12 protein-coding genes, 3 pseudogenes and 2 riboswitches are annotated in these 12,570 nt (G+C 50.6%); all 15 genes and pseudogenes read right to left on the minus strand.

Features of this window, described 5'->3' with window-relative positions; genetic code table 11:
* Positions 1–10: 10 nt before the first annotated feature.
* The 15 genes and pseudogenes from V7R82_RS08745 to V7R82_RS08815 all read right to left on the minus strand — a co-directional run bounded on the left by V7R82_RS08745 (position 11) and on the right by V7R82_RS08815 (position 12,570).
* Positions 11–1,012: an ABC transporter substrate-binding protein gene (locus tag V7R82_RS08745; RefSeq protein ID WP_306486250.1), complete on the minus strand. Its 1,002-nt coding sequence runs from the start codon at positions 1,010–1,012 to the stop codon at positions 11–13.
* A 21-nt stretch (positions 1,013–1,033) separates the two neighbouring features.
* Positions 1,034–1,924, minus strand: a complete 891-nt coding sequence (locus V7R82_RS08750; RefSeq protein ID WP_314237257.1) for an ABC transporter permease — start codon at positions 1,922–1,924, stop codon at positions 1,034–1,036.
* A riboswitch (TPP riboswitch) is annotated at positions 1,917–2,022 on the minus strand. Its footprint overlaps the gene before it by 8 nt.
* Positions 2,023–2,220: 198 nt before the next feature.
* A complete protein-coding gene (locus tag V7R82_RS08755) occupies positions 2,221–2,562 on the minus strand; it encodes a hypothetical protein (RefSeq protein WP_338542603.1) in 342 nt (113 codons plus the stop codon).
* Positions 2,563–2,754: 192 nt separating this feature from the next.
* Positions 2,755–3,399 carry a CBS domain-containing protein gene (locus tag V7R82_RS08760; protein WP_070756322.1) on the minus strand — a complete coding sequence of 215 codons (645 nt, stop codon included), beginning with the start codon at positions 3,397–3,399 and terminating at the stop codon, positions 2,755–2,757.
* A 4-nt stretch (positions 3,400–3,403) separates the two neighbouring features.
* Positions 3,404–4,106, minus strand: a pseudogene (locus V7R82_RS08765) (ABC transporter ATP-binding protein).
* Positions 4,106–4,808, minus strand: a pseudogene (locus tag V7R82_RS08770) (ABC transporter ATP-binding protein); the annotation flags it as partial. The pseudogenes V7R82_RS08770 and V7R82_RS08765, both read right to left, overlap by 1 nt.
* A pseudogene (yidD, locus tag V7R82_RS08775) lies at positions 4,808–4,939 on the minus strand (membrane protein insertion efficiency factor YidD); the annotation flags it as partial. The pseudogenes V7R82_RS08770 and yidD, both read right to left, overlap by 1 nt.
* A 4-nt stretch (positions 4,940–4,943) precedes the next feature.
* A complete protein-coding gene (locus tag V7R82_RS08780; RefSeq protein ID WP_268442403.1) occupies positions 4,944–5,558 on the minus strand; it encodes a TVP38/TMEM64 family protein in 615 nt (204 codons plus the stop codon).
* 182 nt (positions 5,559–5,740) lie between these two features.
* Positions 5,741–6,835 (minus strand): aminopeptidase P family protein, encoded by a 1,095-nt coding sequence (locus tag V7R82_RS08785; protein ID WP_314237255.1) that lies wholly within the window; start codon positions 6,833–6,835, stop codon positions 5,741–5,743.
* A 109-nt stretch (positions 6,836–6,944) separates the two neighbouring features.
* Complete coding sequence (locus V7R82_RS08790) at positions 6,945–8,438, minus strand: amidase (RefSeq protein WP_314237256.1); 1,494 nt, start codon at positions 8,436–8,438, stop codon at positions 6,945–6,947.
* Positions 8,425–9,138 carry an ABC transporter ATP-binding protein gene (locus tag V7R82_RS08795; RefSeq protein WP_314237264.1) on the minus strand — a complete coding sequence of 238 codons (714 nt, stop codon included), beginning with the start codon at positions 9,136–9,138 and terminating at the stop codon, positions 8,425–8,427. Before V7R82_RS08795 ends, V7R82_RS08790 begins: the two co-directional genes overlap by 14 nt.
* Positions 9,139–9,181: 43 nt before the next feature.
* On the minus strand, positions 9,182–10,183 hold the full coding sequence (locus tag V7R82_RS08800) for an ABC transporter substrate-binding protein (protein WP_306486250.1): 1,002 nt from the start codon (positions 10,181–10,183) through the stop codon (positions 9,182–9,184).
* Positions 10,184–10,204: 21 nt separating this feature from the next.
* Positions 10,205–11,095: an ABC transporter permease gene (locus V7R82_RS08805; protein ID WP_314237257.1), complete on the minus strand. Its 891-nt coding sequence runs from the start codon at positions 11,093–11,095 to the stop codon at positions 10,205–10,207.
* Positions 11,088–11,193, minus strand: a riboswitch (TPP riboswitch). It overlaps the preceding gene by 8 nt.
* Positions 11,194–11,391: 198 nt before the next feature.
* Entirely contained in the window at positions 11,392–11,733 is a 342-nt protein-coding gene (locus V7R82_RS08810; RefSeq protein WP_338542603.1) for a hypothetical protein, read from the minus strand.
* A gap of 192 nt (positions 11,734–11,925) precedes the next feature.
* Positions 11,926–12,570: a CBS domain-containing protein gene (locus tag V7R82_RS08815; protein ID WP_070756322.1), complete on the minus strand. Its 645-nt coding sequence runs from the start codon at positions 12,568–12,570 to the stop codon at positions 11,926–11,928.

The raw sequence follows: 12,570 nt of genomic DNA on the forward strand, positions 1-12,570 counted from the left end.
TTCTAGCACCTTACTCCGCTCCTAAATATTCATTGCTAAAGTATTGGCCCTTAGTTAGGTCGCTTTCGACCAGTTTGTTGTCGTAGAGCCATTGATAGAAGGCATTCCAACGAGCTGGATCGAACTGGCCCCATTTGGCTGGATCGCTAGCGTAACGCTCGCTCAACCATTTTTGGGAAGCCACGACGAAATCACGTTGGTCCTTCAATTCTGGGGCCGCTTCAATCAGAATGTCGGCCGCTTCTTCTGGATGTTCCATAGCATATTGGTAGCCCTTCTTGATGGCTGCCAAGACCTTCTTAGCTTGATCTGGGTGGGCTTTGAGGTAATCGTTGTTGGCAATAATAACTGGTGAGTAGAAGTCCAATTCTGGCGCGATGTCCCGAATTTGGAAGAAGGTGGTGGACACCTTCTGGAAGCCTGCCAAAATCCCGTCCCAGGCATAGTAAACCCAGGCTGCATCGAATTGGTTATTAGCCAAACCGATAATGGAATTGTCGCCGTCATTTGGCACTAGGCTAGCCTTGGAGAAGTCCCCGCCGGCCTTCTTAGTCATGTATTCCATCATCTTCAACTCAATTGGGTCATTCCAAGTGCCGTACTTGTGGCCTTCTAAGCCCTTAGGATCCTTGATGCCGGCTTCTTCCTTAGCAATAATACCGGACGTGTTGTGTTCAATAATAGCCGCTACCGCCGTTACTGGCAAGCCACCCGCAAATCGCTTAGCCAAAGAATCTTGGAAGGCAATTCCGAAGGCCGCCTTACCTAACCCCACTAATTCAGTGGTTGAGCCTTCTGGTGGCCGTTTGATGTCGACTTCCACGCCCACTTCCTTGAAGTAGCCCTTGGCTTGGGCGACGTAAAGCCCGGTATGGTTGGTGTTAGGTACCCAGTCTAGAATCAGGTCTACCTTGTTGTCATCACCTGTTTGAGCGGCTACGCTTGGTAGTGTGGTCCCAGCCAAAGATAGGCCGGCAAGCAGGGCCGCGAATTTTTTCATCCATTTTTGCATGTGTGTGTCACTCCTCTAATCTTAGGAAATATGGGGGGCCTTGCTTGAGCGCCAAGGCAAGGCTAGTCGTTCAATTAAGGCAACTAGGCCCATGAAAATCAAACTCAGTGCTGAAATGAGGAAAATGACCGCGAACATCTTGTCGTAGGCGAAGGCCTTCTTGGTCTGAATCATGTAGACGCCCAAACCCTCGAATCCCCCTAGCCATTCCGCCACAACCGAACTCACGAAGGCGTATGAGACACTGACCTTCAGCCCGGAAAAGAAGAAATGTAGGCTGGTCGGTATCTTAACATAGCGCAAGGTCTGCCAATGACTGGCTCCCATCATGTTCAGCAACTGCAAGGCATCCTGGTCACAATGGGCGAAGCCACTTAAGATACTCATGATAATAGGAAAAATCGTGGTTAAGACGACTAAGACAATCTTAGGCGTCATCTCATAGCCCAGGGCCAAGACCAAAATCGGCGCAATAGCCACCGTCGGCACAGTCTGAGATACGATTAAGAGTGGGTAGAGGGCCCGGTGGACCCATTTGAAGCGGTCCATGATGACCGCCAGAATAAAGGCCAAGACAATCCCAATGCCCAGCCCAATAAAGGCCTGGATTAGGGTTACCCGACTATTGCGCCAGAGGTTAGGGGCATCTTGCCAGATAGCCGCCAGAACCGCCGACGGAGCCGGAATGATAAAACGCGGTAGCATACCCAGTCGAGCCGTCACTTCCCATAAGGCCAGGAGTCCTAAGCCTGTCAGCCAAGCCACACTTGATTCAAACCAGCGATGCACTCTCTGTTTAATGGTTACCGTCTCCTTTCTATTGAGAATACGTAACACCCACTTGCGTTTGGACTCGATCAAAAAGACCCATCCCGGCATGACGCGCAGGATGAGTCCATCAATCAGATTCAACTTGCCACATCCCTACGTAAGTATTAACTTCATCAGGTTATGAGGGTCCGAGGCAAAGCCCCATCTCAGCCGCAGTCGCGGCACCCCTTGTGTTACCTCTATATTATATGCAAGTTGATGTAAGAATGCAATTGCGGTGCTTAAGGAAGAAATAAGGTAACTCTTTAAAATAAACTGGTATTTCAACAAATAATCTCTCTTCTAACGCCTGCCACCCTCGGTATGATGATAATAAAGATATTAATTCTAACTATCCGCCAAACCTTCTTCCTAGCAACACTTCCATTATGCTTTAATTAACCCTGCAGCATCTTCATGATGCCGCTATGATCTAGAACTAGGAAGGACATAAAGAGGCAATAGACCAACATGCCCAGCAACAAATAGGTCTCAAAGGGCACTAGTCTCGGGAAGGTGGCTTTGATCCCCTTCCTGTGTCGATAGCATCTGGCCAACCAACTCAAACCTAGGCCACAAGAGAAGACAGCAAAGGGCTCTAAGAAGAGCCGGTAGTTTGAACTGAGCGCATCCACACTAAATAAGCCGACTGGCTGAGGCGCAATCACTAGGTAACAGACAAGCGTAAACAAGAGCTGAGCCACCACTAGGGCCCATAGGACTTTTCTAAAGGTTCTCATATTCGCTCACCTCTCCCCTTCTCTGATTAGGCATCTACTAATGAGTCCGGCTTCTAGCTACAACTTCATTATAGTCCTTTGAAAAGGCTTTTACAATAGTAGGCAGTCCCCATTTTGTGCGCTTTGCTTAACTATTTTTCTTCTATACAAAGCAAAAGAGGCTAAGAAATTCTTAGCCTCCATCTATTAAATTTATTCCGGCTTCACGAAGACACCAGACACTTTGTAGCCTTTTTCTTGGAAGACGCGCGCGACTTCCTCAGAATCTTGAGTATCCACGTGAACCACCACATTGGTCTTGTCGTCCAAGTGGTAGACGTTCATTTGGGTGATGCTCCAGTTATGCTTAGCAGTTGTCTCACCGATGTCCTCTAGAATCCCTGCCTTGTCATCGACTACTTCTACCACGAAACGAGTCCCTGGGGTGTAGTAGCCATTGATGTCAATGAAGGCTTCGAAGATGTCCTTGTCAGTGATAATCCCCACTAATTGAGCGTGGTCCATGACAACCAGGACACCGACGTCCATATTGCGCATCTCGGAAGCGGCTTGTTCCAAGAGGGCATCTGGGCTGGTGGTAATGACGCGACGAATCATAATGTCTGCCGCAGTCGTCTTGTTGAGCAAGTAGTTGAGTTCATGCACGCTCAGGCTGGTCGCGGTAGAAGGTGAGTTCTTGGCAATGACAGACTCTGTTAAGAGCCCTACCAATTGGCCTTTGACTACGACTGGCAAACGGTGAATGTCGTGTTGGCGCATCAAGTCCAGCGCCTTAATGACAGTGGTATCTGGCGTGATGGTCACCAAGTCGGTTGACATATAGTTTTTAACGTACATTTGCTTAACCTCCTAAGTATGCTTTTTGGACGGCATCGCTCTCGAGGAGCTCTTGGCCGTCCCGCTCAGAACGATCTTACCGGTTTCCAAGACGTAACCCCGACTCGCAATGGACAGGGCCATCTTGGCATTTTGTTCAATCAAGAGGACGGTGGTCCCTTGAGCTTGAATCTGTTGAATAATGTTGAAGATTTCTTGGATGAAGATTGGCGCCAAGCCCATGGATGGCTCATCCAACAAGAGGAGCTTAGGCTTGGACATAAGGGCCCGTCCCATGGCTAGCATCTGTTGCTCCCCACCTGATAGGGTGGAAGCATCCTGCTTCTGACGCTCGCCCAAGACTGGAAGCGGTCATAAACTGCTTGAATATCTTCTTCGATATTGGCGCGGTCCTTGCGTAAGAAGGCACCCATTTCCAAGTTTTCGCGGACAGACAGGCCTTTGAAGACGTGACGGCCTTCTGGCACGTGGGAAATCCCCAGTTGGACAATCTTCTGGGCGTTGGTTTTGGTAATGTTCTGGCCTTCATAGGTCAGAGTCCCTGAAGCGGGCTTAATCAAACCGGAGACAGTCCGTAGGATGGTCGATTTACCAGCCCCATTGGCCCCAATCAGGGAGACAATCTCCCCTTGGTTAACCTCGAAGTTAACGCCACGGACTGCATTAATCATGCCGTAGTTGACGGCTAAGTTCTCAACACGTAACATTAGGCGTCACCTCCTAGGTAGGCCCGGATAACATCTGGGTTCTGACGAATTTCTTCTGGCGTGCCTTGGGCCAAGAGTCGGCGTATTCCAAGACATAGATGCGTTGGCAGATTTCCATAACCAGGGCCATATCGTGTTCGATCAAGACGATGGTTAAGCAAATTGTTGGCGAATCTGTTCAATTAGGGCGGTTAACTCAGCGGTTTCCGCTGGGTTCATGCCGGCTGCTGGCTCGTCTAAGAAGAGGATCTTAGGTTCGGTGGCCAGGGCCCGGACGATTTCCAGACGGCGTTGTTGACCGTAGGCCAAGTTCTTAGCCTTGTCTTGAGCGTATTGAGCTAGGTCGAAGATTTCCAAGAGTTCTAAGGCTTTAGCCTTCATCTTAGCTTCTGTCTCATAGTAGGCCTTGGTCGGAAAATGCTGGACCAGATGGCATCATGATTGTGCCCGTGCATGGCTACCATGACGTTCTCCAAGACGCTTTGGTCTTTGAAGAGGCGGATATTTTGGAAGGTCGCGCCAAGCCTAGTTGGTTAATCTTATAAGGTGCCATGCCGTTCAAGGTCTTGACCCCATCAGCGGTTGATAGGTGACAGTCCCTTCTGTTGGCTCGTAGACGCCCGTTAAGAGGTTGAAGAAGGTGGTCTTGCCGGCCCCGTTAGGACCGATAAGGCCTACAAGCTCTTGCTCTTCTATTTGAAGGCGCCGTGTTTTTCAATGGCATGGATTGTATAGGTGGAACAGGTCGGACTATAACGGCAACTAGGCGGGAAGAGTGGCGATAGGGCCAACTGATAGAAACGCACTAGCTTAATGAAGAGCCAACGAAACATCCTATCACCCCTTCTGGAGGAAGGTCCGGAAGAGCCACTGAATGATCTCACTGGACAGGAAGGTGAAGAAGAAGAGGGAAGCCGGCCGGTAGAGCAGTACCATCTTGACGAATTCTTTGAAGGTGATGTTGGACATACCAGTAATCATACAGAAGATATCGTCTGGGAAAATGGGTGCCACGAAGCCGATTTTAAGTAGGCGACGGAAACCTGGGCCATCATTCATTTTGGCGATATAGTGGTCGTATTGCTTGTCTGACAAGAAGGCCTTGATGAAACTAGATCCGAAGCGTTTGCCTAGGAAGAAGTTAATGCAGGAACCGATGACCATGCCCGTACAGTTGAGCAGGAAGCCACCAAAGTGACCATAGATCACGTCACCAATGACATTGTGTAGGCCACCAGGAATAATGGGATAAATTGTCTGGGAAATTTGTAATAAGAGGAAGAGTAAGGGACCGAATATCCCCATACTTTTAAGCAGTTCTCCAAAGCCTCCGCCTTCCTTAAAATAAGGCGAACTGGCAATAAAGACTGAGCCCGTAACGGTCAGAATCAAACCCACTACAGTGAGAATTTGAATCAGTTTCCGTTTTTTCTCGAGCGATAGCTTGCTCATAGCGTCTACTCCTTTAAGTCATGTCTCACGGTTGTCCCTTAGACAGACCGTCAACAAGTCTACTATACACTAAAAATAGCATGATGTCAGTAATGTTAACTTTTTTTTAGGATTTGATGTCAAAGTACTGACTCCCCTAAACAAAAAGTGCCAGAGCTAACGGTGCTCTGGCTACTCGACTATTAGAATTTCAAGTGTGGTTCTACTACAATCAGGTCCTTGCTGACTTGGTTGAGGACTTGGCAACCGGTCTCTGTCACCAAGACTAAGTCTTCAATCCGCACCCCTACCTTGCCTTGCAGGTAGATACCTGGCTCGATAGAGAAGATTTGGCCGACTTGGGCCTGAGCTTGGTTGAACTCGGAAACGTCCCCTGCTTCGTGGACTTCCCGCCCGATGAAGTGGCCGGTCCGATGGGTGAAGTATTCCCCGTACCCAGCCTCCTCAATGACCTGGCGCGCTGCCCGGTCAATGCTGGCCAAGGTCACACCTGGACGGACTGCCTTAATGGCCGCTTCTTGGGCCTGACGCACGGTCTCATAGACTCGCCGCGACTCCTCATCCGGCTCCCCGTAGAAGACGGTCCGGGTCATATCCGAACAGTAGCCCTTGTAAGAAGAGCCGATGTCAATTACCACTGAATCACCCGGTTGAGGGCGGTCGTCATTAGTTTCGTGGTGGGGATCCGCCCCATTGGCCCCGTAGGCAATAATGGGTTCGAAGGAGAAACCTTGGCAACCCAAACGCTGATAGATGCCAGCCAATTCGCTAACCATTTCAGATTCTGGCAAGCCATCCGCCACCAAGTTAATGAGGGCTAGGGTGGCCTGATCATTAAGGGCAGAAGCCTCTTGCATGAGTTCTTGCTCCTCAGGTGACTTGATGGCCCGCAGGTCATCCACCAAATAAGCAGCATTCACAGGCTGCAAATCTTGGCGGACCGTCATCAGATCCAAGAGAAAATGACTTGGCCAAACCTTATCAATCCCCGTTTTACCGGGCGCCAGACTTTGGGCCAACCAACTGATAACTGGCTCCCCATCACGGTAGGTCATCACTTCTATGTCGTGCTCCAAGCCACTCGCTAGCGGGAATAGTTGGTTGAGATAGAGTTGATGACGACCGTCAGCTGCTACCTTGAGCAGTAAGAGCCGCTCTCCCGGCTGGGTCTCATAGCCAATCAAATAAGCAATACTTGACGGATCCGTCACTAATTGTTGGGCAATCCCTGCTGCCTTGAGGCCCTGAACTAGGGCTTCTAATCGTTCAGCTTGCATGTATACGCGCTCCCTTCTTCTTTCCCTTCTATTATAACACAGGGATTTGCTGGGACCCAAGACAAAGCCATAAGAAAAGGCTGGGAACTCGTCCCAGCCTCGGTGCTGTCTATTCGATAATTTCTGTCTCTAGGACACCTGCTGCTTCAAAGGCAGCCGCCAACTGGCAGAGGACCCGTTCCTGGCCCTTGCCGGCCCATAGCTGGACACCCAGTGGAAGGCCTTCTGACGATTTGCCCAGAGGCAACATGATGGCCGGTTGACCAGCCAGGTTCTGGAGGAAGGTCCAAGGCGTGTAAGCCCAACTATCCTGCCAACGCTCCATAATGAGATCGGTGCGAGCTTCTTTGGCTAAGCCCTCCTGATTCAAGAGGCGCTGAGCCATCTCCGCCGAAGCCGCAAAGCTCCCATGCAGGGGCGCCGGCCCGTTGGTCCCAGGCGTCAAAAGTATATCATAGTCCTGGAAGAAATTCTCCAAATCAGCCGCTAGCTGATCCCAACGGCCCAGCAGCTGGCTGTAATCGGCAGCATCCCAAGGCAAGCCGGCCTGGTAGATGCCCCAGGTCATTGGCTCCATATCGTCTGGCGTCAAGGCACGACCCAGACTAGCCTCAAATCCTCGCATCATGGCAACCGTCTCAACAGCATTCATGGTGGTATAATCACGCGCCGCCGCTATGACATCCACTGGGAAGTCAACTGCGACGAGCTCATGACCCATGCCTGCCAATCGTTCTACCGTCTGGCGCAACAAGTTAGCCACATCTAAGCGAACTTGAGGTGTTAGGGGCGAATCCAGCAGATAGGCGATTCTGAGCGGACGCTGAGGCAAGGTCAGGGGCCCAGGACTTAAGCGCGGCACCATGTAAGGTGCGGCCCACTGTTCCACCTGCAGCCCCTCCAATAAGGTCCAGGTATCCCGGACCGACTTGGTTAAAGCAAAATGTACCGATGCCCCCTGCCAGCCCCGGTAGCCATCTGGGCCAACTGGCACCCGGCCACGGGAAGGCTTGAGGCCAATCAGGCCACAGAAGCTGGCGGGAATCCGGATAGAACCCCCGCCGTCACTAGCCGTGACGATTGGCACCATACCAGCCTTGAGCGCAGCCGCCGCCCCACCACTGGACCCACCCGCGTTACGGGTTAGATCCCCAGGATAGCTGACTGCTCCGGTAAACTGGGCATCGCTAATATTCTTAAAGCCAAATTCCGGCACATTGGTCCGGCCTACCACGATAAAGCCCAAAGCCTGGATGCGTTCTACGAAATAAGAAGTCTGGTTGGCTACATAGTCGGCCATAAGCTGGGCGCCCGCATAGGAAGGCTCACCAGCTTGGAGTTGGCCCAAGTCCTTGAGTAGAATAGGCACCCCAAAGAAGGCAGGTAATTCCTGACGTTCTAACTCTGACAACTGACTCCAGAGCTGGTCATGCGCCTGGGCTTGGGCCCGCGCACTCTCGGCTTGGACATGGGCCACTGCATGTAGGCTAGGATTGAGGGCCTGGATATTTTCGAGGGCCCAGTCCACCAATTGGCTGGCCGTCAAACGACCGGCCTTGACTTCTTGCGCATAGTAAGTCGCATCTTGCTTAAATAAGGGCATCTTCTGGCAGCACTCCTTTGGCTAAATCATCGAGTAGTTGGCGTTTGTAATGAAGAAATTCTGGACTAAAGCCAATGGCTTCAAAGTCTGACTTATCCAGTTGAATGTCGTGGACAGCTTGCAGGGTCCCTGGCTTGCCGCCCATAACATAGACCTTGTCAGACAAGATCAGGGCTTCATCCACATCGTGGGTGATGAGCAAGGTTGACCAGCCCATCTGCTGCTTGTATTGAAGGAACCACTGATGCAGCTGGCGTCGGGTCACCGCGTCCAAGGCACCAAAGGCCTCATCCAAGAGGACCCATTGACGCTTGAAGCAGGCAGTCCGCAGGAAGGCTGCCCGCTGGCGCATCCCCCCTGACAGGGACTTAGGATAGTGTTGGGCCCAAGTCGCTAGCTTGAATTCTTCCAGTAGCTGCTTGGCCTCAGCGCGGGCCTGGGACTTCTTGACACCAGACACCACTAGGGGCAGGGCCACATTGTCTACTAGGGTCAGGTGCTCGAAAAGCATGTCCTTTTGCAGCATGTAGCTGACCTGACCGGGTTCCAGAGGCTGTCCCCCCAAGCTGATAGAGCCCGATTGGACCGGCAAGATACCGGCAATTAAATTAAAGAGGGTGGTCTTACCGACCCCGCTTCGACCCAGGATAGCCACGGTTTGGCCCGCTGCCACCTGAAGATTCACATCTTGGATGACCATTTGCTGGTCGTAGCCGTAGGCTAAGTCCCGAATTTCTAGCACCTTACTCCGCTCCTAAATATTCATTGCTAAAGTATTGGCCCTTAGTTAGGTCGCTTTCGACCAGTTTGTTGTCGTAGAGCCATTGATAGAAGGCATTCCAACGAGCTGGATCGAACTGGCCCCATTTGGCTGGATCGCTAGCGTAACGCTCGCTCAACCATTTTTGGGAAGCCACGACGAAATCACGTTGGTCCTTCAATTCTGGGGCCGCTTCAATCAGAATGTCGGCCGCTTCTTCTGGATGTTCCATAGCATATTGGTAGCCCTTCTTGATGGCTGCCAAGACCTTCTTAGCTTGATCTGGGTGGGCTTTGAGGTAATCGTTGTTGGCAATAATAACTGGTGAGTAGAAGTCCAATTCTGGCGCGATGTCCCGAATTTGGAAGAAGGTGGTGGACACCTTCTGGAAGCCTGCCAAAATCCCGTCCCAGGCATAGTAAACCCAGGCTGCATCGAATTGGTTATTAGCCAAACCGATAATGGAATTGTCGCCGTCATTTGGCACTAGGCTAGCCTTGGAGAAGTCCCCGCCGGCCTTCTTAGTCATGTATTCCATCATCTTCAACTCAATTGGGTCATTCCAAGTGCCGTACTTGTGGCCTTCTAAGCCCTTAGGATCCTTGATGCCGGCTTCTTCCTTAGCAATAATACCGGACGTGTTGTGTTCAATAATAGCCGCTACCGCCGTTACTGGCAAGCCACCCGCAAATCGCTTAGCCAAAGAATCTTGGAAGGCAATTCCGAAGGCCGCCTTACCTAACCCCACTAATTCAGTGGTTGAGCCTTCTGGTGGCCGTTTGATGTCGACTTCCACGCCCACTTCCTTGAAGTAGCCCTTGGCTTGGGCGACGTAAAGCCCGGTATGGTTGGTGTTAGGTACCCAGTCTAGAATCAGGTCTACCTTGTTGTCATCACCTGTTTGAGCGGCTACGCTTGGTAGTGTGGTCCCAGCCAAAGATAGGCCGGCAAGCAGGGCCGCGAATTTTTTCATCCATTTTTGCATGTGTGTGTCACTCCTCTAATCTTAGGAAATATGGGGGGCCTTGCTTGAGCGCCAAGGCAAGGCTAGTCGTTCAATTAAGGCAACTAGGCCCATGAAAATCAAACTCAGTGCTGAAATGAGGAAAATGACCGCGAACATCTTGTCGTAGGCGAAGGCCTTCTTGGTCTGAATCATGTAGACGCCCAAACCCTCGAATCCCCCTAGCCATTCCGCCACAACCGAACTCACGAAGGCGTATGAGACACTGACCTTCAGCCCGGAAAAGAAGAAATGTAGGCTGGTCGGTATCTTAACATAGCGCAAGGTCTGCCAATGACTGGCTCCCATCATGTTCAGCAACTGCAAGGCATCCTGGTCACAATGGGCGAAGCCACTTAAGATACTCATGATAATAGGAAAAATCGTGGTTAAGACGACTAAGACAATCTTAGGCGTCATCTCATAGCCCAGGGCCAAGACCAAAATCGGCGCAATAGCCACCGTCGGCACAGTCTGAGATACGATTAAGAGTGGGTAGAGGGCCCGGTGGACCCATTTGAAGCGGTCCATGATGACCGCCAGAATAAAGGCCAAGACAATCCCAATGCCCAGCCCAATAAAGGCCTGGATTAGGGTTACCCGACTATTGCGCCAGAGGTTAGGGGCATCTTGCCAGATAGCCGCCAGAACCGCCGACGGAGCCGGAATGATAAAACGCGGTAGCATACCCAGTCGAGCCGTCACTTCCCATAAGGCCAGGAGTCCTAAGCCTGTCAGCCAAGCCACACTTGATTCAAACCAGCGATGCACTCTCTGTTTAATGGTTACCGTCTCCTTTCTATTGAGAATACGTAACACCCACTTGCGTTTGGACTCGATCAAAAAGACCCATCCCGGCATGACGCGCAGGATGAGTCCATCAATCAGATTCAACTTGCCACATCCCTACGTAAGTATTAACTTCATCAGGTTATGAGGGTCCGAGGCAAAGCCCCATCTCAGCCGCAGTCGCGGCACCCCTTGTGTTACCTCTATATTATATGCAAGTTGATGTAAGAATGCAATTGCGGTGCTTAAGGAAGAAATAAGGTAACTCTTTAAAATAAACTGGTATTTCAACAAATAATCTCTCTTCTAACGCCTGCCACCCTCGGTATGATGATAATAAAGATATTAATTCTAACTATCCGCCAAACCTTCTTCCTAGCAACACTTCCATTATGCTTTAATTAACCCTGCAGCATCTTCATGATGCCGCTATGATCTAGAACTAGGAAGGACATAAAGAGGCAATAGACCAACATGCCCAGCAACAAATAGGTCTCAAAGGGCACTAGTCTCGGGAAGGTGGCTTTGATCCCCTTCCTGTGTCGATAGCATCTGGCCAACCAACTCAAACCTAGGCCACAAGAGAAGACAGCAAAGGGCTCTAAGAAGAGCCGGTAGTTTGAACTGAGCGCATCCACACTAAATAAGCCGACTGGCTGAGGCGCAATCACTAGGTAACAGACAAGCGTAAACAAGAGCTGAGCCACCACTAGGGCCCATAGGACTTTTCTAAAGGTTCTCATATTCGCTCACCTCTCCCCTTCTCTGATTAGGCATCTACTAATGAGTCCGGCTTCTAGCTACAACTTCATTATAGTCCTTTGAAAAGGCTTTTACAATAGTAGGCAGTCCCCATTTTGTGCGCTTTGCTTAACTATTTTTCTTCTATACAAAGCAAAAGAGGCTAAGAAATTCTTAGCCTCCATCTATTAAATTTATTCCGGCTTCACGAAGACACCAGACACTTTGTAGCCTTTTTCTTGGAAGACGCGCGCGACTTCCTCAGAATCTTGAGTATCCACGTGAACCACCACATTGGTCTTGTCGTCCAAGTGGTAGACGTTCATTTGGGTGATGCTCCAGTTATGCTTAGCAGTTGTCTCACCGATGTCCTCTAGAATCCCTGCCTTGTCATCGACTACTTCTACCACGAAACGAGTCCCTGGGGTGTAGTAGCCATTGATGTCAATGAAGGCTTCGAAGATGTCCTTGTCAGTGATAATCCCCACTAATTGAGCGTGGTCCATGACAACCAGGACACCGACGTCCATATTGCGCATCTCGGAAGCGGCTTGTTCCAAGAGGGCATCTGGGCTGGTGGTAATGACGCGACGAATCATAATGTCTGCCGCAGTCGTCTTGTTGAGCAAGTAGTTGAGTTCATGCACGCTCAGGCTGGTCGCGGTAGAAGGTGAGTTCTTGGCAATGACAGACTCTGTTAAGAGCCCTACCAATTGGCCTTTGACTACGACTGGCAAACGGTGAATGTCGTGTTGGCGCATCAAGTCCAGCGCCTTAATGACAGTGGTATCTGGCGTGATGGTCACCAAGTCGGTTGACATATAGTTTTTAACGTACAT

It is taken from the genome of Abiotrophia defectiva ATCC 49176, assembly GCF_037041345.1.
Lineage (GTDB): Bacteria > Bacillota > Bacilli > Lactobacillales > Aerococcaceae > Abiotrophia.

Bases quoted from the DNA above. Each gene is read 5' to 3' on its own strand.
- V7R82_RS08745 (WP_306486250.1), bottom strand. From the start codon at position 1,012: ATGCAAAAATGGATGAAAAAATTCGCGGCCCTGCTTGCCGGCCTATCT.
- V7R82_RS08755 (WP_338542603.1), bottom strand. From the start codon at position 2,562: ATGAGAACCTTTAGAAAAGTCCTATGGGCCCTAGTGGTGGCTCAGCTC.
- V7R82_RS08760 (WP_070756322.1), bottom strand. From the start codon at position 3,399: ATGTACGTTAAAAACTATATGTCAACCGACTTGGTGACCATCACGCCA.
- V7R82_RS08780 (WP_268442403.1), bottom strand. From the start codon at position 5,558: ATGAGCAAGCTATCGCTCGAGAAAAAACGGAAACTGATTCAAATTCTC.
- V7R82_RS08785 (WP_314237255.1), bottom strand. From the start codon at position 6,835: ATGCAAGCTGAACGATTAGAAGCCCTAGTTCAGGGCCTCAAGGCAGCA.
- V7R82_RS08790 (WP_314237256.1), bottom strand. From the start codon at position 8,438: ATGCCCTTATTTAAGCAAGATGCGACTTACTATGCGCAAGAAGTCAAG.
- V7R82_RS08795 (WP_314237264.1), bottom strand. From the start codon at position 9,138: ATGGTCATCCAAGATGTGAATCTTCAGGTGGCAGCGGGCCAAACCGTG.
- V7R82_RS08800 (WP_306486250.1), bottom strand. From the start codon at position 10,183: ATGCAAAAATGGATGAAAAAATTCGCGGCCCTGCTTGCCGGCCTATCT.
- V7R82_RS08810 (WP_338542603.1), bottom strand. From the start codon at position 11,733: ATGAGAACCTTTAGAAAAGTCCTATGGGCCCTAGTGGTGGCTCAGCTC.
- V7R82_RS08815 (WP_070756322.1), bottom strand. From the start codon at position 12,570: ATGTACGTTAAAAACTATATGTCAACCGACTTGGTGACCATCACGCCA.